Here is a 21,818-nt window from a genome sequence, read left to right as displayed (position 1 = left end):
TCCAATCCCCCTGATTATTTTTTCAGGGAATTTAACAGTCCGTTGGCATGGATGATTTCCTTGATAAAATCAGGGAAGGGCTCTGCCTGATAGGTTTCGTTTTTTGTGAGGTTTGTGATAATCCCGGTATCAAAATCGACCGCGACCTCATCGCCGCCTTCGATCTTGTCTGCGGCTTCCTCGCATTCCAGAATTGCCAGTCCGATATTGATTGAGTTACGGTAAAAAATGCGGGCGAAGGTTTTGGCGATGACGCAGGAGATTCCGGCCGTTTTAATCGCTAGCGGCGCGTGCTCACGGGAGGAGCCGCAGCCGAAATTGTAGTTCGCAACGATGATATCGTTTGGCTGAACGTTTTTGACAAAATCCTTGTCGATGTCTTCCATGCAATGGCTCGCAAGCTCTTTTGCATCCGCAGTGTTCAGGTATCTTGCAGGGATGATAACGTCGGTATCGACATTATCGCCGTATTTATGTACAAATCCTTTTGTATTCATTCTGCTTTCTTCCTTTCTCCGTTATTTTCCCAGAACTGCTTCCGGGCCTGAAATTTTTCCGGTCACTGCGCTCGCCGCGGCGACAGCCGGGCTTGCCAGATAGACCTCGGAATCGACATGGCCCATCCGTCCGACAAAATTCCGGTTGGTAGTGGAAACGGCGCGTTCTCCGGCAGCCAGGATACCCATATGCCCGCCGAGACATGGCCCGCAGGTTGGCGTTGAGAAGGCACAGCCGGCATCGATGAAGATTTCAGCATAGCCGCGTTTCACACATTCCTTATAGATGGACTGTGTACCCGGGATTACAATCGCGCGGACGTCCTCTGCAACGCGGCGTCCTTTCAGGATGGCAGCCGCAGTTTCCATATCCTCCAGCCGTCCGTTGGTGCAGGATCCGATGACAACCTGGTCGATCTTGATGTCGCCCACTTCGTCAATGGTTTTGGTGTTTTCCGGCAGATGGGGGAAAGAGACGGTGGATTTGATGCTGCCCAGGTCGATATCATAAATCTCGTCATATTCCGCGTCGCTGTCCGCCTGGAAGACGGTATATTCCCGGTCAACGCGCCCCTTGACATAAGCCAGGGTAACGTCGTCCACTTCAAAAATACCGTTTTTAGCGCCGGCTTCAATCGCCATATTAGCCATGCAGAGCCGGTCGTCCATGGACAGGTTTTTGAGCCCTTCGCCGGTGAATTCCATGGAGCGGTATAACGCGCCGTCCACGCCGATCATTCCGATGATGTGAAGGATGACGTCTTTTCCGCTCACCCATTTATTCAGTTTTCCTGTGAGGTTGAATTTGATGGCGGACGGTACCTTGAACCAGGCCTCGCCCGTAGCCATGCCTGCAGCCATGTCGGTGCTGCCGACGCCGGTGGAGAAAGCGCCCAGAGCGCCGTAGGTACAGGTGTGGGAGTCTGCGCCGATCACGCAGTCGCCCGGAGCCACCAGGCCCTTTTCGGGAAGGAGGGCGTGCTCGATTCCCATATCACCGACATCAAAGTAGTTTTTGACGTGGTACTGCTTTGCAAAGGTGCGGCACTGCTTGCATTGCTCCGCTGCCTTGATATCCTTATTCGGTGTAAAGTGATCCATTACCAGGGCAATTTTATCCTGGTGGAAGATTTGGTCAAATCCTGCTTTGTTAAATTCATTGATGGCGACAGGGGAGGTGATATCATTTCCCAAAACCAAATCCAGCTTCGCCTTAATCAACTGTCCCGGTTTTACGGAAGGTAGCCCGGCATGTGCCGCCAGGACTTTTTGCGTCATGGTCATACCCATAATGTAAATCCCAACTTTCTTTTAAAATTAATGCTGCTGCGTCATGCTGCAATTAATAGCGGAGAAGGCTTTCCTCTCCAAATATTGTGTTGTTTTTATTATAGCATACTGCTTGCAAAAAGAATGTAAATAATGTTACAATTATAAAAAGGAATTAACAGTTTGGAGAGAATGAAATGGATCATACAAATCTTTTTTTCCCAAGCCCAATTGAACGGGACCTGCAGAACAGCAGGCTGATTGCGCTGTTTGCAAAGGAGCAGAATACCCGCGTTTTCGCAAAGGGGCAGATGGTCTACAGCCAGGGGGAGCACGCCGAAGCGTTTTATTATTTAAAATCCGGGCGGGCGGTAACCTTTCTCAGCTCTGAAAACGGAACGGAAAAAATACTTGCGCTTCAAAAACCGGGTTCGGTATTTGGGGAGGCCTCCTTTTTTGACGAATTGCCGAGGATGTCCTCCGCGCGCGCTTTGGAAAAGACGGAGCTGGTTGTCATTAACCAGCCGATGATGTTAAAATATTTCCGCACCCAGCCAGAAACCGCGCTGGATCTTTTGCGGTATCTTGCCAGGACGGTGAGGATGCTCTCCAGCCATGTGGATAATATGGCCTTTTTGCACGCCGACCGCAGGATAGCACAGCTTTTGGTGCAGATGTGCCGCGAAGAGGACGGCAGGCTGGTTGCGGGGATCAGCCAGGAGGAGCTTGGAAACATGGCGAGCGTTTCACGTATGACCGTCAGCCGCGTATTGGGCAGATTTGTAGAAGCTGGATGGGTGCGGGTCAACTATCGGATGACGGAGCTCTGTGATTTTCCGGCGCTTCAGGAATTTGCCTTTACAAGTGATGAATCATAAAAACCGGAGACAGCGTTTGCTGTCTCCGGTTTTTATGATTGCTGATCGGAAATCAGCTTAAACCTGTATTTTTGATATAGGCTTTTCTGCCGCGAACCTCTGATCCAGCCAGTTTAAGACGTCTTGGTAAACCTCTTCTTTGTTGATCTCATTTAACACCTCATGCCGCGCACCCGGATATAACCGGATCTGCAAATCTTCAATGCCTAAAGTATTCAGATGCTGATAGACTCTGGCAACGCCTTTCCCGTAATCGCCGACCGGGTCATTGTCGCCTGCGAACAGGTAGGCGGGCAGGTCTTTGCGGATCATCTGTCCCCACTGCGGGCGGTTGATCAGCCGGATCATGGTAAAGAGGTCAAGAAAAGCACTTGCGGTAAAGGTAAAGCCGCACTTTTCGTCTGCCGCAAACTGGTCGGCTATCCGTTTGTCCCGGCTCAGCCAGTCATGTTCAGAATAATGCTCCGGATATTTGCTGTTAAACCCGGCGTTTGTCAGCTTCTGGAGCAGGGAACTGCGGTGAAATTCTCCCCGGATTGCCCGAATTTGCTTTGCCAGCGTAATACCGACTGTGGTAAATGGGTTTCCCCCATTGGTGCCGACGATCATAACCCCGTCAATATCATCGCTGAACTGGTCGATATAGAGCCTCGTGATGAACGAGCCCATGCTGTGTCCCATCAGAATCAGTGGAATATCCGGATATTTCGCCTTCATTTTCAGCGTAAGACGGTGAACATCCTGAACGAGGTATTTCCACCCGTTATTCGGGGCAAAATAACCTAGGTAATCGTCATTTTTTACGGAGTCTCCATGCCCCAGGTGGTCGTTGCCACAGACAATATATCCGTGCTGGGTTAAAAACGCCGCAAAATCGCTGTACCGCAGGAAGTATTCGCACATGCCATGGGATATCTGGAGGATGGCTTTCGGCTTTTCCTGTGTATCCTCATTCCGGAAAATGTAATATGCAATACGGTCTGTCCCGTTGCTGCTTAAAAAATTAGAACGGCTCATAGCACATCCCATTCGTGTACACCCTTTCCTAGTTTTCTTAGTTATTATCATACACCTTTTTCGTGTCCATTTTCAATAAAAACTATGAATAATGTGCAACACTTTGCAAAATATATTCCTTCCACCGGCTTTATTTGACTTTTTTTAAAAAAAACAGTACAATAATTGCAGTATCAACATAGTATGGTTTGCGGAGAAAATTTTGAAAAGGAGGATCGTGGTGAGTCTATCTGATATCAGCGCCAGACCTGATTCCGCATACAGGGTTAACGAGGTGGAGAGATAATCGAGTGTTTCGGCGGGTGCTCTCCCGGTTGAGGGGGATTTCCTTTCAATCGTCAGGCTGTATACAAACGATCCGGGCAACCGGGTTTTACAAAAGTACAGCCCGTAAAATAATTTGTAATGCAGGAAGGCTTTTTGTAATATCCCTTGGGAATTACAGCTTTATTGTGTTGCCCTCCTGTGAAAGAAAGGGTTTTATTTATGTGCGGAATTGTTGGATATATTGGCAAACGGAATGCCTCTGAGGTATTAATAGACGGGCTGCGCAAGCTCGAATACAGGGGTTATGATTCGGCGGGAATCGCGGTGTTTGAAGAAGAAGGGATCAAGGTAGTCAAGGCAAAGGGCCGCCTGGACGATTTGGAAGAAAAAATGAACCTTGTCGGGAAGCCGAAAGGAAGCTGTGGAATCGGCCATACCCGGTGGGCGACCCATGGAGAGCCGAGCGACGTAAATTCCCATCCGCATGGAAACAGCCGGATTACATTGGTACACAACGGAATTATTGAGAATTATCTGGAACTGAAAGAACGGCTGGCGGCTAAAAATTATCTGTTTGAATCGCAAACAGATACCGAGGTTGTAGCAAAGCTGCTGGACTATTACTATGACGGAAACCCGTTTGAGACGGTCAGAAAGGTTATTGAGAACGTGAAGGGTTCCTATGCCTTTGGAATTATGTTTGCTGATTTCCCGAACCAGATTTTTGCGGTAAGGAAAGACAGCCCGATGATTGTCGGCTTAGGAGAGGGCGAGAATTTTATTGCGTCCGATGTCCCGGCAATTTTGAAATATACCAAGGACTATTATCTGATTGATGAAGATGAAATTGTGGTGCTGGAAGAGGGCGGCACGAAAATCTATAACCTGGATCATGAACTGATTGAAAAACAACGGCATACTGCGACCTGGGATATTGAGGCGGCGGAGAAGGGCGGTTATCCGCATTTTATGCTCAAGGAAATTTTTGAGCAGCCGGACGCTCTTCGGAAAACGGTACAGCCTAGGATTAAAGACGGCCTGCCCGATTTGCAGGTAGATTCCTTTACCGATGATTTGATCCGAAAAATCGGGAAAATTCATATTGTAGCCTGCGGAACGGCGAGCTATGCAGGAATGATCGGGAAATGCGCGATCGAAAAGCTGGCGCGTATTCCGGCGGAGGTCTGCATTGCGTCGGAATTTCGGTACGGCGATCCGATTCTGAAAGAAAATGATCTTGTTATCGTCATTTCCCAGTCGGGCGAAACCGCAGATACGCTGGCGGCCCTGCGGCTGGCAAAGAAAAAGGGCATCCATACGATGGCGATTGTCAACGTAGTAGGCTCTTCGATTGCCAGAGAAGCAGACAGCATCATCTATACCTGGGCAGGCCCGGAAATTGCGGTTGCGAGCACCAAGGCATATACGGTACAGATGTCTGTGATGTACCTGATTGCGCTGAAGATGGCGCTGGCGCTTGGTACTCTGAGCGAAGAAGAGGTGAAGGGCTATTGCGGTACAATCCTTTCCCTCCCGGAAAAGCAGCAGCAGATTTTAGACCAGTCTGATACCTGCAAATACTTCGCCTCCCGGTTCCAGAATGCAGAGCACCTCTTTTATATCGGCCGGGGCATTGATTATGCTCTGTCGATGGAGGGTTCCCTCAAGCTGAAGGAGATTTCCTATATTCACAGCGAGGCCTATGCGGCAGGGGAATTAAAACACGGCACCATCTCGCTGATTACGGATAACGTCCCTGTAATCGCGGTGGCAACGCAGGAAAACATCTATGAAAAGACGATTAGCAATATCAAAGAGGTAACAACGCGCGGCGCGAAGGTGCTTCTGGTTGTAAACGACCGTTTTGAAGTAAATGAGGATATTGCGAACTATGTGCTCCGCGTTCCGACGACGGACGATATCCTGATTCCGCTTCTGGCAGTGATTCCGCTGCAGCTTTTCGCATACTATACAGCAGTGCTGCGCGGCTGCGATGTAGATAAACCGAGAAATCTTGCAAAATCTGTGACAGTAGAATAATCTGAAGGCAGATAGAATCAGGTAACCAAACAGGCGGCAGTTCTTGCCGCCTGTTTTTTGAAGGAAAAGGGTGTGCAGATGATTACAGTTCCCGAATACACGGATCACATCCCTGTGATCCTGGAAAAACAGTTTGCGATTCAATTAAACAGCCAGCAGATCGAAGCGATTGAATCAGAAAAGGGCAATATCCTGCTGTTAGCGGTTCCCGGATCAGGAAAAACAACGGTGATGGTCAGCAGGATTGCGCATCGGATCTTAAACTGCGGAGTGGATTCCAAACGGATTCTGCCGCTTACCTTCGGACGGGAAACAGCACGGGATATGCAGAGAAGGTTTCTCTCCCTATTCGGCGGCAGAGTACCGGAACCTCCACGGTTTTCCACCATACATAGCTTCTGCCTGCAGGTGTTGAATTATTACGCGCGGAGATACGGCCGTCAGCGCCCGAAGCTCCTTGCCGGGCAGGAGGGCGCTCTGCTGAGAGGCATTTATCAGGAGATCAACGGGGAATATCTGACAGATGATATGCTGGAAAGTCTGCAAAACGATATCGGATTGGTGAAAAACCGGATGATTACCAAGAATGAACTGCGGGATTATGAGGTGACAGCCCAGAATTTTAGTGAGATTATGGAACAATATGATGAGGGAAAAAAACGGCGCAATGTCATGGACTATGAGGACATGCTTACCTTTGCGCTGGATATTCTGCAAAAGGTAGAGCCGGTGAGAAAAGAGTTTGCCGGGCGGTATGATGAAATCTATCTGGATGAAGCGCAGGATACCTCTAAATTACAATTTGAAATTCTCAGGGTGCTTGGAAAGGGGAAATGGACTTTTTTTGTCGGTGACGAGGATCAGTGCATCTATTCGTTCCGGGGCGCGTATCCGGAGGAGCTGTATGGGTTTTCTGTCCGTTATCCCGATGCCCAGGTGCTGAAAATGGAAGAAAATTTCCGGTGTCCCTCTGAAATCACAGGAAAAGCAAATGATTTTATCAAAATGAACCGCAGCCGTTATGCGAAGGAAATGGTGAGCGGAAAGGCGGGGGAAGCGGCAGTCGAGGTGATAAGTCTGGATGATTACAGCAGGCAGTACCGGCGGCTTCTGGAGCTTGCAGCAGCAGAGACAGGTACGGTTGCGGTCCTGTACCGCTATAATGAAAGCGCAATCCCGATGCTGAGCCTGCTGGAGCAGGGACAGCTTCCCTATAGCTGCCGGGAACGTTCCCAACGCAGCTTTTTCGGCAGTTTTGTAGTGCGGGACGTCCTGGCTTATTTTCAGCTTGCCGATGATCCGGAAAATCTCGGAGCCTTTGAGCGGGTCTGTTATCACTGCTATTGTTCCAGAGCAGTTGTTCTCTACGTTAAAAATAATTTTCCCAGATACCGTTCCGTGTGGGAAGCGGCTTTGGACTGCCCGGACGCTTCTGCTTATTCCAGGAAGAAGCTTTTGAGGATGAGGTCTTTGCTTCCTGCCCTCCGGAAAAAGCCGCCCCGCCAGGCGATTGACTGGATTGAAGAAAAGCTGGAATACCGGGACTATTTGAAGGGTAAATTTGATCAGGGAACCAACCGGATTACCGCCCATCTGAAGCTGAATATCCTCAAGGCGCTTTCCGAGCCTTACCGCACTGCCGACGAGTTCCTTTTGGGGCTTGACTCCTTAGCCCAAAGGCTGGCGCGTCCGGCAGACCAAAGTCCTGAGGCCGCGCTGACCCTTTCCACCATCCATTCCAGCAAGGGACTGGAATTTGATACGGTGGTTCTGCTGGATATGATGGACGGAATCCTGCCGAGCTCCCAGGCAGTTGAGGAAGCGGAGTATGAGGAGATGGACGAAATGGAGAGCGAGGCAAGGCTGTTTTACGTCGCTGTAACCCGCGCGCGGAAAAAACTGGTGATCTTTACGTCTGCATTCTGCAATGACGAGGAGACAGAAAAGTCCCGGTTTGTTTCCCGCTTTCTCGGCGAATCGGAAAAACAGGATGGAAGCAGGAAAGGCGTGAACGGAAAGCTCAGGCAAATGCTGGGCGGAATGACATCGAATAAGGGCTGACTCTTTTTGGAAGAGAAATGGCAGGACGAAGTCCTGCCATTTCCTTAATGTAATTTAAAATCAGAGATAAACCCTGACAAACTTGACGGAATAGAAATCACAGACCAGCAGGTCATCGGTTTCAAGCTCGTTTAGAATCAGGTAGTTTGCACCGACCTCCAGCAGGTAACCGCTGCGGTCGAGCAGGGTGTTGGTTCCGATTAAAAATTCGACCACTACCTTCTGGCCGACAAATTTTTGCAGGATGGCATTGAGATACTCGTCATTGTAGAGCATTTCAGACTGCGGCTGGTTGGACGGCTGGATAGGCTGCATCATCATGCTGTTGGACTGTGAGGTCTGCGGCATGATGCTTTGATAGGGCTGAAGCGCGTTCTGCGCGGCAGTCTGGTTGGCGGCATTCTGCATTGCCTGCGGATAAACACTGGAGTTTGGCTGCTTGCCGGCAAGATACTGGTTTAGGATATCCTGGAATTGATCCATTATAATCACCTTGCTTCTGCTGAGCAAAAGCATTCCTTTCATTCATGTTTTGGGGCTGCTTTTATTGGAAACGTTTTGGCTGGGAAACCGGTATAAGGCCTGGAATACCGGAAATCGGTTCTTTATGTATCGGCGTACTTTTCGGTAGGGATGTAGAAACAGTGGTCATTGATCCGGTTATGGATCACACCGGTGCCGCCCGGCGGAAAATAAGTGGTGCATTTGGGGCTGTAGGGGTTGTAAAAGAAGAGCGAATGGTCAACGCCGGGCAGGTTGTTTCCGGCGAGCGCCCAGTCGGCAATTTCATAGTGCAGCTCTGTCGGATTCATGTTCCAGACGTTCTGGGTATTGGTTCGCCCTCCAAGAACGCTCCGCATGCAGTTGAACTGCCCGGCCTGTTCAATTACATTGCGTACGTTTCCGCCCTGGTTGACCCGCGCAAATTCACCGTACTGGATGGTAGCGCGGTTCATAATTACACGTGCCACAGCGCGCATCCCTGCATCACCCTCGCCGCCTGCCTCACACTGGATAATTCTTGCCATCAGTTCCCGGGTAGTATAGGGCATCATACCACTCCTTTCTGCAGATAAAGTCGTATTATGCTATGCAAAAAAGGCGAAAAAGGATACAAAAAAGGAGAGCAAACACGTTTGCTCTCCTTTTTTGTAATTCGATTTGCTAAAAAATTGGGATGATCTGCAAAATCATGCCGATGATTGCTCCGGCAAAATAGGTGCAGGCAAGGATCAGGAAGCTCGTTTTCAGGCTCTTGGAGTCTTTAAAGAGGATGATAAACCCAAAGCCCGCGCCGGTAGAAAGCCCGGCAATTGCTGAGGCAAAGGAAATCGATCCCTTTAACAGCAGTTCAACCAGCAGCACAGAGGTCGCGCATCCGGGAATCAGCCCCACCAGTGCGGTGATAAACGGCTGGAAGATGCTCTGTGACAGAAGCAGCGCCTCCAGCTTGTCCTCGCCGATCAGATAGATGACGGCGTTGATAATCAGCAGGGTCACGCCGATAAAGGCGGAAATTTTCAGGGTATGGATCAGGGAATTGAGCAGAATTGATTTTTTATGGTGCTCATGGCAGTGCTCGCTGCGGCAGATCAGGTCTTTATCCGGGGACGAGGTCTTTTCGTTGCGGAAAATTGTATATTGAAACAGGTAGCCGGCGAGCATGGCGAAAATAATTTTGCAGAGAATCAGGGCAAGAACAATCCCAAAATCCTGCGACCGGGAAAGCAGGATGGGGATCGCTTCATCCGACGTTGCGATAAACACCGAGATTAATGCTCCCGCTCCAACGACACCGCCGTTATAGAGGGTTGCGTAGGCGGCGGAGAAGCCGCACTGCGGGATTGATCCGGCTAAGGCGCCCACCGCAGGCGCCCAGACACTGTTTCTGCTTTGTGCTATTTTTTCCGGTTTCATTTTCCGCTGGATCAGCTCGATCAATACATAGACAATCCACAAAATAGGGATGGATTTGAGCGTATCGACAATGGTTTCAAGGATAAATTCTGGCAAGATTTTCGCTCCTTTTCATGTGGTTTGAGCCTTCAGTTAGATATTGCTGTGGACAGCCGTTTATGAGTTAATATTATAATACAAAATGGCTGGGATGTCAAAATTGGAATGACGGTTTACTTGAAAAGAGGAGATGAATCATGTATAATAGAAATAATCTATGCCGAGGGCGAAAAATGGCAGTGAGAATTTGAGGAGGAATTCAGAATGTTTGAGATTGTAAGGAAAAAACAATTGAACGATTCTGTAGTTTTGATGGAAGTCAAGGCGCCGTTCATTGCGAAGAAAGCACAGGCGGGACAATTTATTATTTTCCGCGTGGACGAGCAGGGGGAAAGAATTCCATTGACAATTGCAGATTATGACCGTGAAGCTGGTACAATTACGATTATTTTTCAGACGGTCGGCGCTTCTACCAAGGAATTGGCGGAATTGAACGAAGGGGATTTTATCAAAGACTTTGTCGGACCGCTGGGCGTAGCCTCCCATTTTGACGAGGGGATCAAAAAGGTGGCTGTTGTCGGAGGCGGCGTTGGCTGTGCGATTGCATACCCGCAGGCAAAATTGCTCCACTCCATGGGGGTGAGTGTGGATCTGATTGCCGGTTTCAGAAATAAAGATATCGTGATCCTGGAGGACGAAATGAGGGCGGTCTGCGATAATTTGATCATTACCACAGACGACGGCTCTTATGCGAAAAAGGGATTTGTTACCAATGCGCTGCAGGAACAGATTGACGCCGGCGTGAATTACGACCTTGTCGTTGCAATCGGCCCGATCCCGATGATGAAGTTTGTATGTAAGGTCACAGAACCGCATGGAATAAAAACCATTGTTTCCCTAAATCCGATTATGATTGATGGAACCGGGATGTGCGGCGGCTGCCGTGTCACGGTTGACGGGCAGATTAAATTCGCCTGTGTCGACGGGCCTGATTTTGATGGCCATAAGGTCGATTTCGACGAATTGATGCGCCGGAATTCCACCTATCAGAAAGCAGAACGGGAGCGCGGCTGCCGGCTGCTGAACCAGGAAGTAAAATAAACTTAAGAAATTACTTGAGAGATCAATGATTGATATAGGGAAAGGGAATGAAGACAATGGCGAATATGTCCTTAGAAAAAGTAAAAATGCCGGAACAGGATCCGAATGTCCGGAATAAGAATTTTGAAGAGGTTGCGCTTGGATACGATGAAATCATGGCAATGGAAGAAGCAACCCGCTGCCTGCACTGCAAAAATAAGCCCTGTGTCTCAGGATGTCCGGTCAATGTACGGATTCCGGAATTCATCGAAAAGGTTGCGGCAGGGGACTTTGCGGAGGCTTACCGTATTATCACCTCGACCAATGCCTTGCCTGCAGTCTGCGGCCGGGTGTGCCCGCAGGAATCACAGTGCGAAGGAAAGTGTGTCCGAGGGATTAAGGGAGAACCGGTTGCGATTGGGCGGCTGGAACGCTTTGTCGCGGACTGGTATATGAAAAATGGAACGGACAAGACGGAAAAACCGCAGTCCAACGGGAAAAAGGCCGCGGTGATCGGTGCAGGGCCGGCCGGGCTTTCCTGCGCGGGAGATCTTGCCAGAAAGGGCTATCAGGTTACTATTTTTGAAGCGTTCCACAAAGCCGGCGGGGTGCTGGTTTACGGAATCCCGGAATTCCGTCTTCCAAAGAAGATTGTACAAAAGGAAATTGACAAGCTTTCCGAATTGGGCGTGACAGTAGAAACCAATATGGTCATCGGGAAGGTACTCTCTGTAGACGAGCTTTTTGAGATGGGCTATGAAGCGGTTTTCATCGGCTCCGGCGCAGGGCTGCCGAGCTTTTTGGGCATTGAGGGAGAAGGCTACATAGGCGTTTATTCCGCCAATGAGTTCCTGACGAGAATCAACCTGATGAAGGCATACCTTGATGAATATGATACGCCGATCCGCCATGCAAAAGCTGTTGCAGTGGTCGGCGGCGGGAACGTTGCTATGGATGCAGCGCGGAGCGCAAAGCGCCTGGGCGCGGAGCATGTCTATATTGTATACCGCCGTTCAGAGGCTGAAATGCCGGCGAGGGCGGAGGAAATCCACCATGCGAAGGAGGAGGGGATTGAGTTTCTCCTGCTTACTAACCCGACTAAGGTGCTGGGAAATGAAAACAGCGAGGTTTGCGGCCTTGAATGTGTCAAAATGGAATTGGGTGAACCGGATGATTCCGGACGGCGCCGTCCTCAGCCGATTAAAGGCAGCGAATTTGTACTGGATGTTGACAGTGTGATCATGGCGGTGGGTACTTCTCCGAATCCCTTGCTCAGAACTACAACGGATGGGCTGGAAGCAAACCGCAGGGGCTGCCTGGTTGCGGATGAGGAAACGATGAAAACCACTCGTGAAGGGGTATATGCAGGCGGAGACGCAGTCACCGGCGCTGCAACGGTGATCCTGGCAATGGGAGCAGGAAAGAAGGCTGCTGCGGCAATCGATGAATACCTCCAGAATAAATAATGTAAAGATATCATGAATGATTATAAATTATTCTTGCATCTTTTTGGAAACCAGTGTATAATATTTTTTGTGTAAATCGAATGGAAGCAGCGTTTTACGTTGTTTCCATTTGGCTTGTAAAGAGACGCCTTATCAGGCTCACGGTAAGGCGGTGGGAACTTAAAAATGAAGCGGTGAGTCAGAAAGGCTTTTGGTAATTTTATGAATATGATGAATTTGTTGGCTGCATCTACAACCAGCGCGGAGGGTGCAGGCGGTGCAATGTCCTTATTGATTACAATCGGGCCATTGATTCTGATGTTTGTCATTATGTATTTTATTTTGATCCGTCCGCAGAAAAAGAAAGACAAAGAAACCCAGAAAATGAGACAGAATGTGCAGGTTGGGGATGAAATTACCACCATCGGCGGTATCATCGGGTTGGTTGTCAGCCTGAAGGAAGACAATGTTGTTATTGAAACTGCGGGTGAAAGAAACAAGATCAGAATCAAACGCTGGGCGATTCAGTCCAACGCGACTATTCATGACGATCTGGAAGGTTAATTTCCTCTTCTGATGTATAAAACCGCGATCTCTGGAATAAGCTGTAATAAAAACGGAGTGAGGGGGAATCATTGTGTCTGCAATGACCGCTCCGCAGCGTAAGGCTGCGCGGAATAATAACAGCAAGAAATCTGCAAAGGGCTTTCTTTTCCCAATGTTCGTCTGTGTAATTGGGGGCGAGCTGGTGACGATTGTCCTGGCGGGATTTTTTGCGTTTATATTTGCTTTGGTTGATCTGCCGGATGTGGTGGTAACCGGGTTTGTTTTTGTTGCTCTGATTTTGGGCGCATTGGTGACCGGGCATCTGTGCGGGAAGGCGTTTCCGCAGGAACGGGGCACCATGGCAATTATCTGCGGTTTGATGATGACACTGATTCTGGTTCTGGTAAACCTGATATTCTTTCGGGAACCGATTACAGCGATGAGCTTTGCAAAGTATGCCGCAATTCTGGTGCCGGTATTTTTATCGGCAGCGATGACAAAAGCTTCCAAAACGAAAAACAGCAAAAAAAAGCTCAAAAAACGTTGAATCTGTCCGGACAATATGATATAATGTTCATATTAAATGATTGAAGAAAAGTTTGAATGCTTGTGATTCAAACATTGGGTTTGTTCAGCGACACGGAGAGTCTGACCGGGCTGGAGCTGTGCAGGCCTGTTTTGAAAGAAAGGAATGGGAGAAAATGAAACATATTAAAACCTTAAATAGCGCAAATCTGAAGAAATCTGCTGCAACCGGCGGATGCGGCGAATGCCAGGCTTCCTGCCAGTCTGCTTGCAAAACTTCTTGTACTGTAGCAAACCAGAAATGCGAACACAGTAAATAAGCGATGCACTTACTGCTAAGGGACATGGAACATGTCCCTTAATTTTTTGTATTACATAACAGAGAGGATGTTTTGATGATTCATCAATACCGTTTAAACGGATATTCGATTGTGCTGGATGTCAATTCCGGCGCCGTCCACGTGGTTGATGAAATTGTTTATGACCTGCTGGAAAAGCTGGTTCCGCCCTTGCAGGAGGAATGTCCGGAGGAAGCGGTCAGGGCGTTGGAAGAAAAATATAAGCGCGAGGATGTGCTGGCGGCCTACGAGGAGATCATGGAGCTTTATCAGGCTGAGCTCTTGTTCTCGGCCGATGATTATGAGCAATATGCCGGGATGATGGTAGCCTCCCCGATTAAAGCGATGTGCCTGCATGTCGCACACGACTGCAACCTGCGATGCAAATATTGCTTTGCTTCTACCGGAGACTTTGGCGGCGGACGGAAGCTTCTTGATGCACAAACCGGGAAAAAAGCGATTGATTTCCTGCTGAAATATTCTCACGGCAGAAAAAACATTGAGCTGGATTTCTTCGGCGGGGAACCACTGATGAACTTTGACGTAGTCAAAGCAGTGGTAGAATATGCCAGGAGCAAAGAAGAGGAATACGGGAAGAACTTCCGTTTTACCATCACAACCAACGGGATTTTGCTGGACGATGAGAAGATCAGCTACATCAACCGGGAGATGTCTAATGTTGTTTTGTCGATTGATGGCAGAAAAGAGGTCAACGACCTCCTTCGTCCGGCGCCGAACGGAAAAGGCAGCTATGACGTGATTGTTCCGAACTACCAGCGGCTGGTGGAAAAGCGGTTGGAGAATGAGGAAGACCGGTGGCAGTACTATGTGCGGGGAACCTTTACCAAGCACAACCTGGATTTTGCAAAGGATGTTATGCATTTAAACGAGCTGGGTTTTGATCAGATCTCAATTGAACCGGTGGTGTCGGAGGAATATCAGGAATACGCGATTACCGAGAAGGATCTGCCGCGAATTTTTGAAGAATATGAAACGCTCGCAAAACAGATGATTGAGCGGAAAAAAGCCGGAACAGGCTTTAATTTCTTCCACTTTATGATCGATCTCAACCAGGGGCCCTGCGCGATCAAGCGGCTGCGCGGCTGCGGCTGCGGGAATGAATATGTTGCCGTCACGCCGGACGGGGATGTCTATCCCTGCCACCAGTTTGTCGGGATGGAGGACTGGAAGATGGGAAGTGTCCACGATCTCTCCGTTGACCTGAAGAAAAAAGATTATTTCGCGAAAGCGAACGTCTATACCAAAGAGGAATGCAAAAACTGCTGGGCGAAGTTTTATTGCAGCGGCGGATGCAACGCCAACAGCTATCAGTATGCCGGGGATATCCATAAGGCGCATCATATTTCCTGCGAGCTGGAAAAGAAGCGCCTGGAATGTGCGATTATGATCAAGGCTGCTATGGCTGGAGAAGAGTAGAATCACAGGATTTCCGGTCTTGGGAAAGGAATGGGAACAATCATGAATGAAATTGGTTTTATCGGCGCCGGCAATATGGCGACCGCCATTATCAAAGGTTATATTGGAAAAGCGGAATCGGATATATTTGTTTATGACATTAATTGTCAGCAGGTAGAAAAGCTCGAAGCTGCCGGCGCAAAGGCAAAAGCCTCTGCGGCAGAGCTGGCCGAAAGCGTGAAATACCTGTTTTTGGCTGTCAAGCCGCAGAATTTTGAGGAAGTCCTTTCTGAACTGAAGGGGCATGTGCCGCCGGATACTGTTGTGGTTTCTATTGCGGCCGGCATTTCCTCGGCTTATATCAAACGGCAGCTTGGATTTGACGCCAAGGTGGTGCGGGTAATGCCGAATACCCCCCTGCTTTTGGGATGCGGGGCGTCCGCGCTGGCGCGGGTCAGCCCGACCAGCAGGGAGGAATTTGATTTCTGCTGCAATATTTTCCGGGCGTCCGGGGAGGCCGCCGTCATTGACGAGGAGCAGATGAACGCTGTGATCTCGGTAAACGGCAGCACGCCGGCTTATATCTACGAAATTACCCGTAGCTTTATCAGGTATGCTGAGGAACAGGGAATTGATCCCGAGGTTGCTTTAACGCTCTTTTGCCAGACCCTGATCGGCTCGGCCAGAATGATGACGGAATCCGGATATAGCTTAGAGGAATTGATCCAGATGGTGTCCTCCAAGGGCGGAACTACCATTGCAGGACTTGAATCATTCCGTGCGGACGGTTTGGGAGAAATGATAAAAAATGCCTGCGATCGTTGTACAAAACGCGCGTGTGAGCTTGCAAAATAGAATAATTTAAATTTTCGTAACATATAAATTATCATAATCTTTTATGATAGGAATGATGTTATGATTCGGACAAGCGGTTTTACCCCTGCAAATATAGAACCAGTTCCGTCCATTGCGGCAGATAACAAGATCGAAGAGGTGCCGCGGCTTAAAGAAAAAAAACAGGAAGCAAGCCGGTCTGTGCAGCCGGTTAAGACGGCGCAGCAAATTTCAGTGAAGCGTTCCCGCGCAACCCGGACGTTTTATTGGATGCTCGTCCTGTTTCTGCTTGGGATGCTCTATGGCGCTTCCTTTTTACAGAGCGGGCAGGACGGCTTGTGGGACAGTCTCTCCGCTGTAAACCAATCCTACCTTTACGCTGCGCAGAGCCAGGCCAACTGGATGATTTTCTTAAATGCCCTGACCTCGTCGGCAGTGTTCCTGCTGATTTCCTTTGTCAGCGGGCTGAGCGCGGTGGGACAGCCGGTTTCGCTGGGGCTTCTGTTTATCCGGGGACTGGGATTTGGCAGCTATACGGGATACCTTTATTTGACGCAGGGAATGCAAGGGGTACTCTATGCAGTTCTGATGATCCTGCCGGGGATGCTGTTATCTGTGATTGCGCTGACGTTGTCCTGCCGGGAAGCATTTCGTTTGTCCAACAGGATTCTGTTTTCTTTTTTAAGGGATTCCGTAACCCTGAAACGGGAAATGCTGACCTTATACCTGAAAAAGCATGTGATTTTGTTTGCCATGCTGGCGGCTTCTGCCGGAGTGGAGTGTATATTAAGGTTTGTTTTTTCGGGAATGTTCCATCTGGAATAGATGGGAAATATGATTTTGAAGTGAAAAAGAGGAGATGTATCCATGGCTGGATTTTTTGGGCTGTTCGATTACACCAAGCCTGGGAAGGGCGTAGATAAAAACGGGCCGCAGAAGAAGAGGTTTTTCCATTTCTTTGAACTATATTTCAGGAAGTTCTGGAAGCTGATTACCCTCAACCTGATTTATATTTTGTTCTGTATTCCGATTGTCACCATTGGGCCGGCAACCGCCGCGATGACCTATATCTTAAAAAATTATACCATGGAGCGGCCGGTTTTCCTCTGGTCGGATTTTCTGGAAGCCTTTAAAAAGAACTGGAAACAGGGCTTTGTGATGGGGCTGATTGACCTTGTGGTGCTGGTGTTAAGCTACGTTGCTTATCAGTTCTATTTTGCGCAGCTCGACAGCAGCAATTTTTTCTATGTACCGCTGGTACTGGTGCTTTCAATTGGATTTATTGTTGCGCTGGCAAGCATGTACATGTTTATTATGATTCCGGTTTTGGATATGAAATTTAAACCCATGCTGAAAAACGCGTTCCTTCTGTCGATTGTTGGGATAAAAACCAATCTTTTGACGACCCTGTTTGTAGTTTTAATCAGCGTTTTGATGTTCCTGTTCTTCCCGATTACGATCCTTTTGATTATCCCGCTTTATTTTACCACTGTCTGGTTTATCATGACCTATAATTCATTCCAGTATGTGGAGAAATATATTATTGACCCGTACTATGAACAAATTGGAGAGAAACGTCCGGATGTCCTGGATATGGGAGACATGGACGAGGAAGAATTTATCTTTGAAGATATCGGGACGCAGGAAGTTCCGGTAGAAACAAAAACCGCCAAGAAAGCAAAGACAATCAAGTAGAGGACAGGGGAATGAACCAGTTAGAAAATATTCGGCTATTTTTGTTAGATATGGACGGTACCTTTTATCTGGGAGACAGGGTTCTGGATGGCTCCCGGCCGTTTGTGGAGAAAATTGATTCTCTTCCGGACTGCCAGCTTGCCTTCCTGACAAATAATTCCTCCAAAAACCGGAGGGATTATGTAGCGAAGCTAAGCCGTATGGGTTTTTCCTTTGCGGATCACCAGGTTATTACCTCCGGGGAGGCGGCTGCGATTTATTTAAAACGTCAGAAACCTGGGGCGCGAATCTTCCTTCTCGGAACAGAAAGCCTGGAACAGGAATTTCTCGACGCTGGATTTGTGCTGACGGATGAAAACCCGGATTATGCCGTGCTGGGGTTTGACCTGAACCTGACTTATGAGCGTCTGCGCAGGCTCTGTGATTTTGTGCGGAGCGGTGTGCCTTATATCGCGACTCATCCGGATTTTAACTGCCCGATTGAAAACGGCGGTTTTATCCCGGATACAGGCGCGATGATCGCTTTTGTGGAGGCATCTACCGGGAAACGGCCGTTGGTAATCGGAAAACCAAACCGCTACATTATTGATTCTGCCGCGGAGAAATTTCACCTGCCGCACGACCGGATCGCTATGGTGGGCGACCGCTTGTATACCGATATTGCTGTCGGAGCAAATTCCGGAATCACTTCGATTTTAGTGCTCAGCGGTGAAACCTCTCTAAAGGATTTGGAGGATTCAGACATTCAGCCGGATTATATCTTCCAGGATTTGGGAGAGCTGGCCGAACAGCTATAAATAACAACAGGGCGGGGAGATACCGTCCTGTTTTTGCATGATAAGAAAAGCTGAGTTACATAATAGCCTTGCCGGAACCAAGAGGCAGAGCCGTTTGAATGATAAAACCAGTCTCTATTCAACAGGAAAGGAGCGCTTTCGCTTTGGCGGAGCCACGGACATAACCATGAAGAAGGTCAAGACAATATTTCAGAAAAATTCGGTGATTCTTTTAACGGCAACGCTTTGCTGCGTGCTGTGGGGAAGCGCATACCCATGTATTAAAATTGGATACGAGCTGTTTTCCATCCGCCCGGAGGATACCTTTGGTAAATTTCTGTTTGCCGGCTTCCGGTTCACACTGGCCGGGGTGCTTGTAATTGCATTTGCAAGTCTCATAAGAAAAAGGCTGGTAGTACCGAAAAAAGGACATTGGGGCGGAATTATCCTGCTCGGCCTTGTGCAGACAACCCTGCAGTATCTCTTTTTCTATATTGGCCTCTCTCATACCACGGGGGTAAAGGGAGCGATTCTGAATGCATTCGGCACCTTTATTGCTGTAATCCTTGCCCATTTCTGTTATAAGAATGACCGGATGAATTGGGCGAAGGGAATCGGCTGTGTAGTTGGGCTGGCAGGAGTAGTGTTGGTGAATCTCAACGGCGCGGGAGCAGAGTCCGGCGGCTTTTCCTTTTTGGGAGAAGGTTTTATGCTCCTAAGCGCCTGTGTTTTTGCGGTCAGCTTTATTATCAGCAAGGTGGTCTCCGCACAGGAGGATGCAATGGTTGTGACAGGCTATAACCTGTTCCTCGGTGGGCTGGTGCTGATCCTGCTCGGCATATTGGGAGGCGCTTCCTTCTCAGATATTACACCGAAGGCGGTCGGGCTGTTGCTTTATATGGCGCTGCTGTCCTCTGTGGCATTTACCTTATGGACAACCCTTCTAAAGCACAACCGGGTGGGGAAAATTTCCGTTTATAATTTCCTTGTCCCAGTGTTTGGAACAATTTTGTCCGCACTGTTTCTGGGAGAATCGATCTGGTCGTGGCAGAATATCCTGGCGTTGGTTTTGGTATGTGCCGGAATTTATATTGTGAACCGGAAAAAAGAGGAACCTGGGCAGGCTGAATAGACGATGCAATGGAAAACAATAAAATTGATATAGCGGGGGATCAGAATGATAAAAGCGGTAATTTTCGATTTGGATGGAACACTCTTGAATACCATTGAATCGATGGAAGCGGCTGGCAGCAGGATGCTGTGGGACTTTGGCCTGACTCCGAGACCGGCAGAGGAGTATAAACAATATGCCGGTGACGGAGCGAAAACGCTGGTTCGGCGTGTGTTAGCTGCGGCTGGCAAGCCGGATGAGGGTTTGCTGGAGCGTGCATTCCCGGTGTATATGGGCTATTTTGCTCAGACCTGCGGCTATCATGTGGAGCCTTATCCCGGAATCAGGGAGCTGCTGACGGCGCTGAGTCAGCGGAATATCAGGCTGGCAGTCCTGTCAAACAAACCGCACCAGCAGACGGTGGATGTAGTAACAGCCTATTTTGGAACCAAACTGTTCGATCTGGTCATGGGGCAGAGTGAGGCTTTCCCCAAGAAGCCTGCGCCGGACGGCGCGCTTTGGATGGCAAAGGAATTTGGCGTTTTGCCGTCCGAATGCTTGTATCTTGGCGATACCAATGTCGATATGCAGACCGGAAAAGCAGCCGGGATGAAGACAGTAGGGGTACTGTGGGGATTCCGGGACGAGAAAGAGCTGAAGGAGAACCATGCGGATGCAATCATCCGGCATCCGATGGAGGCGCTTGAGCTGCTGTAATATTAAATCGGGAAATAAATCCCCGTATGGCTCGGCCATACGGGGATTTTCAACAAATCATTTACCTTTTTGCCTTGTTTCGTATTTGATCCGGTCAGCATCAGTGATTTCCCGGAGTACCCGGCAGGGGTTTCCGGCAGCAACAACACCGGATGGAATATCCTTTGTCACCACGCTGCCTGCGCCGATTACTGTGTCGCTGCCAATATTGACCCCGGCAAGGACAACGGTGTTCCCTCCGATCCAGACATTATCGCCAACAGTAATGGGGTAAGAGTATTGCAGCCAATTGTTCCGCTGCTCTACGTCCAGCGGGTGTCCTGCGGTATAAAAGGCGCAGTTTGGGCCAAGGAAGATATGGCTGCCAAACGTTACCCTGGAGCCATCGAGGATAATACAATTGTGGTTGGCATAGAAGTAGTCACCGACTTCGATGTTGTAGCCATAATCACACCAGAACGGAGCCTCAATAAAACAATTTTCACCTGTTTTGCCCAGTATTTTTCCCATGAAGGCTGCGCGTTCATCGTGCTGCATCGGCCCTAACTGATTGTATTCGTGGCAAAGCTGTTTGGCGTGAATTCTCTCGTCTGTCATTGGGCCGTCGTCATATAACAGGCCCTTTTCTGCCCTGTCCTTTTGGATTTCTTTCTCAGTCATAGGGAACCCGTCCTTTCTGTTCTTTTCCATGATGATAGAAATGTTTTCTGCTGTTATTATAGCATAGCGACGAAAGGCTTGGCAAACCTATTTTTGCACGCGGCGTTTCATCGGCTTGTTGCATTTTGCGGGGAGCTGTTTTATAATACAGGTAACAGAAGAAAGGAGAACTGTTATGTTTCGGGAAATGCGGAGGAAAAAACAGGTTTTGACCAAGGAGGAGGCTGTTGCTGTCCTTCGGCGTGGAACTTCCGGGGTTCTGGCCGTTTGCGGTGACGACGGGTATCCATATGCCGTACCGCTCAGCTATGTATATGCTGATGATAAAATTTTTTTCCATTGTGCGAAAACAGGGCATAAGCTTGATGGGATCGCGCGGAATGAAAAAGTATCGTTCTGTGTGATTGACCGGGATGAAGTGGTTCCAGAACGCTATACAACCCATTACCGGAGTGTTATCGCATTTGGGAAAGCGCGCGTTTTAGAGGATGAAACAGAAAAGAGGGCGGCGCTGGAAAAATTAGCGGAGCGTTATTCTCCCGGTCAGACAGAAGGCCGGGCGCAGGAAATCAAGGAACAGATCGATCACCTTTGCATGGTAGAGATATCAGTCGAGCATATGACCGGAAAGCAGGCGAAGGAACTGGTAAAACAGAATGAAATGATGTAATGAGCAATAAAAAGCAGCCC

At 48.8% G+C, this 21,818-nt stretch carries 23 protein-coding genes; 16 read left to right on the top strand and 7 right to left on the bottom strand.

The genetic code is table 11. The features are described from left to right. Positions 1–14 precede the first annotated feature (14 nt). Both leuD and leuC read right to left on the bottom strand, forming a co-directional pair. Positions 15–497, bottom strand: a complete 483-nt coding sequence (gene leuD / locus CZ360_RS12775; RefSeq protein ID WP_077534605.1) for a 3-isopropylmalate dehydratase small subunit — start codon at positions 495–497, stop codon at positions 15–17. A 21-nt stretch (positions 498–518) separates the two neighbouring features. Continuing rightward, entirely contained in the window at positions 519–1,787 is a 1,269-nt protein-coding gene (gene leuC / locus CZ360_RS12770; protein ID WP_077534604.1) for a 3-isopropylmalate dehydratase large subunit, read from the bottom strand. A 176-nt stretch (positions 1,788–1,963) separates the two neighbouring features. On the opposite strand from leuC, the gene CZ360_RS12765 reads away from it, so the two are divergent. Next, positions 1,964–2,644: a Crp/Fnr family transcriptional regulator gene (locus tag CZ360_RS12765; protein ID WP_077534603.1), complete on the top strand. Its 681-nt coding sequence runs from the start codon at positions 1,964–1,966 to the stop codon at positions 2,642–2,644. A 57-nt stretch (positions 2,645–2,701) separates the two neighbouring features. Here CZ360_RS12765 and CZ360_RS12760 read toward each other — a convergent pair whose 3' ends face one another. Continuing rightward, complete coding sequence (locus tag CZ360_RS12760; protein WP_159438297.1) at positions 2,702–3,673, bottom strand: alpha/beta fold hydrolase; 972 nt, start codon at positions 3,671–3,673, stop codon at positions 2,702–2,704. A 474-nt stretch (positions 3,674–4,147) separates the two neighbouring features. On the opposite strand from CZ360_RS12760, the gene glmS reads away from it, so the two are divergent. Further along, entirely contained in the window at positions 4,148–5,968 is a 1,821-nt protein-coding gene (glmS, locus tag CZ360_RS12755) for a glutamine--fructose-6-phosphate transaminase (isomerizing) (RefSeq protein ID WP_077534601.1), read from the top strand. Positions 5,969–6,046: 78 nt separating this feature from the next. Then, on the top strand, positions 6,047–8,029 hold the full coding sequence (locus CZ360_RS12750) for an ATP-dependent helicase (RefSeq protein ID WP_077534600.1): 1,983 nt from the start codon (positions 6,047–6,049) through the stop codon (positions 8,027–8,029). 60 nt (positions 8,030–8,089) lie between these two features. On the opposite strand, the gene CZ360_RS12745 is transcribed toward CZ360_RS12750, so the two are convergent. The 3 genes from CZ360_RS12745 to CZ360_RS12735 form a co-directional block, all read right to left on the bottom strand. After that, the gene (locus CZ360_RS12745) at positions 8,090–8,512 is read right to left on the bottom strand and encodes a hypothetical protein (RefSeq protein WP_143530254.1); all 423 of its coding nucleotides are present in this window, start codon (positions 8,510–8,512) and stop codon (positions 8,090–8,092) included. Positions 8,513–8,634: 122 nt separating this feature from the next. Continuing rightward, entirely contained in the window at positions 8,635–9,081 is a 447-nt protein-coding gene (locus tag CZ360_RS12740) for a cell wall hydrolase (RefSeq protein ID WP_077534598.1), read from the bottom strand. A gap of 112 nt (positions 9,082–9,193) precedes the next feature. Then, a complete protein-coding gene (locus tag CZ360_RS12735) occupies positions 9,194–10,042 on the bottom strand; it encodes a putative manganese transporter (protein ID WP_077534597.1) in 849 nt (282 codons plus the stop codon). Between the two features lie 207 nt (positions 10,043–10,249). Between CZ360_RS12735 and CZ360_RS12730 the strand changes: the two genes are divergently transcribed. The 12 genes from CZ360_RS12730 (at position 10,250) to CZ360_RS12675 (ending at position 20,468) form a co-directional block, all read left to right on the top strand. Continuing rightward, on the top strand, positions 10,250–11,086 hold the full coding sequence (locus CZ360_RS12730; protein WP_077534596.1) for a sulfide/dihydroorotate dehydrogenase-like FAD/NAD-binding protein: 837 nt from the start codon (positions 10,250–10,252) through the stop codon (positions 11,084–11,086). Positions 11,087–11,142: 56 nt separating this feature from the next. After that, positions 11,143–12,531 (top strand): NADPH-dependent glutamate synthase, encoded by a 1,389-nt coding sequence (gltA, locus tag CZ360_RS12725; RefSeq protein WP_077534595.1) that lies wholly within the window; start codon positions 11,143–11,145, stop codon positions 12,529–12,531. A gap of 201 nt (positions 12,532–12,732) precedes the next feature. Further along, the gene (gene yajC / locus CZ360_RS12720; protein ID WP_324612712.1) at positions 12,733–13,074 is read left to right on the top strand and encodes a preprotein translocase subunit YajC; all 342 of its coding nucleotides are present in this window, start codon (positions 12,733–12,735) and stop codon (positions 13,072–13,074) included. Positions 13,075–13,156: 82 nt separating this feature from the next. Next, a complete protein-coding gene (locus tag CZ360_RS12715; RefSeq protein WP_324612716.1) occupies positions 13,157–13,603 on the top strand; it encodes a TIGR04086 family membrane protein in 447 nt (148 codons plus the stop codon). 154 nt (positions 13,604–13,757) lie between these two features. Next, a complete protein-coding gene (gene scfA / locus CZ360_RS12710; protein ID WP_077534593.1) occupies positions 13,758–13,901 on the top strand; it encodes a six-cysteine ranthipeptide SCIFF in 144 nt (47 codons plus the stop codon). Between the two features lie 75 nt (positions 13,902–13,976). Continuing rightward, positions 13,977–15,356 carry a thioether cross-link-forming SCIFF peptide maturase gene (scfB, locus tag CZ360_RS12705; RefSeq protein ID WP_077534592.1) on the top strand — a complete coding sequence of 460 codons (1,380 nt, stop codon included), beginning with the start codon at positions 13,977–13,979 and terminating at the stop codon, positions 15,354–15,356. Positions 15,357–15,398: 42 nt separating this feature from the next. Then, the gene (proC, locus tag CZ360_RS12700; protein WP_229408056.1) at positions 15,399–16,190 is read left to right on the top strand and encodes a pyrroline-5-carboxylate reductase; all 792 of its coding nucleotides are present in this window, start codon (positions 15,399–15,401) and stop codon (positions 16,188–16,190) included. A 60-nt stretch (positions 16,191–16,250) separates the two neighbouring features. After that, a complete protein-coding gene (locus CZ360_RS12695) occupies positions 16,251–16,994 on the top strand; it encodes a stage II sporulation protein M (RefSeq protein ID WP_077534590.1) in 744 nt (247 codons plus the stop codon). Positions 16,995–17,036: 42 nt separating this feature from the next. Continuing rightward, entirely contained in the window at positions 17,037–17,864 is an 828-nt protein-coding gene (locus CZ360_RS12690) for a YesL family protein (RefSeq protein WP_077534589.1), read from the top strand. An 11-nt stretch (positions 17,865–17,875) separates the two neighbouring features. Next, positions 17,876–18,661 carry an HAD-IIA family hydrolase gene (locus CZ360_RS12685; protein WP_077534588.1) on the top strand — a complete coding sequence of 262 codons (786 nt, stop codon included), beginning with the start codon at positions 17,876–17,878 and terminating at the stop codon, positions 18,659–18,661. 94 nt (positions 18,662–18,755) lie between these two features. After that, entirely contained in the window at positions 18,756–19,772 is a 1,017-nt protein-coding gene (locus CZ360_RS12680) for a DMT family transporter (protein ID WP_407656982.1), read from the top strand. 45 nt (positions 19,773–19,817) lie between these two features. After that, positions 19,818–20,468: an HAD family hydrolase gene (locus CZ360_RS12675; protein ID WP_077534587.1), complete on the top strand. Its 651-nt coding sequence runs from the start codon at positions 19,818–19,820 to the stop codon at positions 20,466–20,468. 57 nt (positions 20,469–20,525) lie between these two features. Here CZ360_RS12675 and CZ360_RS12670 read toward each other — a convergent pair whose 3' ends face one another. Continuing rightward, positions 20,526–21,128 carry a sugar O-acetyltransferase gene (locus CZ360_RS12670; protein WP_077534586.1) on the bottom strand — a complete coding sequence of 201 codons (603 nt, stop codon included), beginning with the start codon at positions 21,126–21,128 and terminating at the stop codon, positions 20,526–20,528. A 175-nt stretch (positions 21,129–21,303) separates the two neighbouring features. Here CZ360_RS12670 and CZ360_RS12665 point away from each other — a divergent pair, with 175 nt between their 5' ends. Further along, positions 21,304–21,798 (top strand): pyridoxamine 5'-phosphate oxidase family protein, encoded by a 495-nt coding sequence (locus tag CZ360_RS12665; protein ID WP_077534585.1) that lies wholly within the window; start codon positions 21,304–21,306, stop codon positions 21,796–21,798. The last annotated feature ends 20 nt before the right edge of the window (positions 21,799–21,818 follow it).

Origin of the sequence: Massiliimalia massiliensis (assembly GCF_900155615.1) — a bacterium.
Taxonomy (GTDB): Bacteria; Bacillota; Clostridia; order Oscillospirales; family Ruminococcaceae; genus Massiliimalia; species Massiliimalia massiliensis.
Note: the sequence above shows the minus strand (reverse complement) of the source record. Positions and strands in the feature narration are given on the sequence as shown.

Coding starts and splice junctions, on each gene's coding strand:
- leuD (WP_077534605.1), bottom strand. CDS start 497: ATGAATACAAAAGGATTTGTACATAAATACGGCGATAATGTCGATACC.
- leuC (WP_077534604.1), bottom strand. CDS start 1,787: ATGGGTATGACCATGACGCAAAAAGTCCTGGCGGCACATGCCGGGCTA.
- CZ360_RS12765 (WP_077534603.1), top strand. CDS start 1,964: ATGGATCATACAAATCTTTTTTTCCCAAGCCCAATTGAACGGGACCTG.
- CZ360_RS12760 (WP_159438297.1), bottom strand. CDS start 3,673: ATGGGATGTGCTATGAGCCGTTCTAATTTTTTAAGCAGCAACGGGACA.
- glmS (WP_077534601.1), top strand. CDS start 4,148: ATGTGCGGAATTGTTGGATATATTGGCAAACGGAATGCCTCTGAGGTA.
- CZ360_RS12750 (WP_077534600.1), top strand. CDS start 6,047: ATGATTACAGTTCCCGAATACACGGATCACATCCCTGTGATCCTGGAA.
- CZ360_RS12745 (WP_143530254.1), bottom strand. CDS start 8,512: ATGGATCAATTCCAGGATATCCTAAACCAGTATCTTGCCGGCAAGCAG.
- CZ360_RS12740 (WP_077534598.1), bottom strand. CDS start 9,081: ATGCCCTATACTACCCGGGAACTGATGGCAAGAATTATCCAGTGTGAG.
- CZ360_RS12730 (WP_077534596.1), top strand. CDS start 10,250: ATGTTTGAGATTGTAAGGAAAAAACAATTGAACGATTCTGTAGTTTTG.
- gltA (WP_077534595.1), top strand. CDS start 11,143: ATGGCGAATATGTCCTTAGAAAAAGTAAAAATGCCGGAACAGGATCCG.
- yajC (WP_324612712.1), top strand. CDS start 12,733: ATGAATATGATGAATTTGTTGGCTGCATCTACAACCAGCGCGGAGGGT.
- CZ360_RS12715 (WP_324612716.1), top strand. CDS start 13,157: ATGACCGCTCCGCAGCGTAAGGCTGCGCGGAATAATAACAGCAAGAAA.
- scfA (WP_077534593.1), top strand. CDS start 13,758: ATGAAACATATTAAAACCTTAAATAGCGCAAATCTGAAGAAATCTGCT.
- scfB (WP_077534592.1), top strand. CDS start 13,977: ATGATTCATCAATACCGTTTAAACGGATATTCGATTGTGCTGGATGTC.
- proC (WP_229408056.1), top strand. CDS start 15,399: ATGAATGAAATTGGTTTTATCGGCGCCGGCAATATGGCGACCGCCATT.
- CZ360_RS12695 (WP_077534590.1), top strand. CDS start 16,251: ATGATTCGGACAAGCGGTTTTACCCCTGCAAATATAGAACCAGTTCCG.
- CZ360_RS12690 (WP_077534589.1), top strand. CDS start 17,037: ATGGCTGGATTTTTTGGGCTGTTCGATTACACCAAGCCTGGGAAGGGC.
- CZ360_RS12685 (WP_077534588.1), top strand. CDS start 17,876: ATGAACCAGTTAGAAAATATTCGGCTATTTTTGTTAGATATGGACGGT.
- CZ360_RS12675 (WP_077534587.1), top strand. CDS start 19,818: ATGATAAAAGCGGTAATTTTCGATTTGGATGGAACACTCTTGAATACC.
- CZ360_RS12670 (WP_077534586.1), bottom strand. CDS start 21,128: ATGACTGAGAAAGAAATCCAAAAGGACAGGGCAGAAAAGGGCCTGTTA.
- CZ360_RS12665 (WP_077534585.1), top strand. CDS start 21,304: ATGTTTCGGGAAATGCGGAGGAAAAAACAGGTTTTGACCAAGGAGGAG.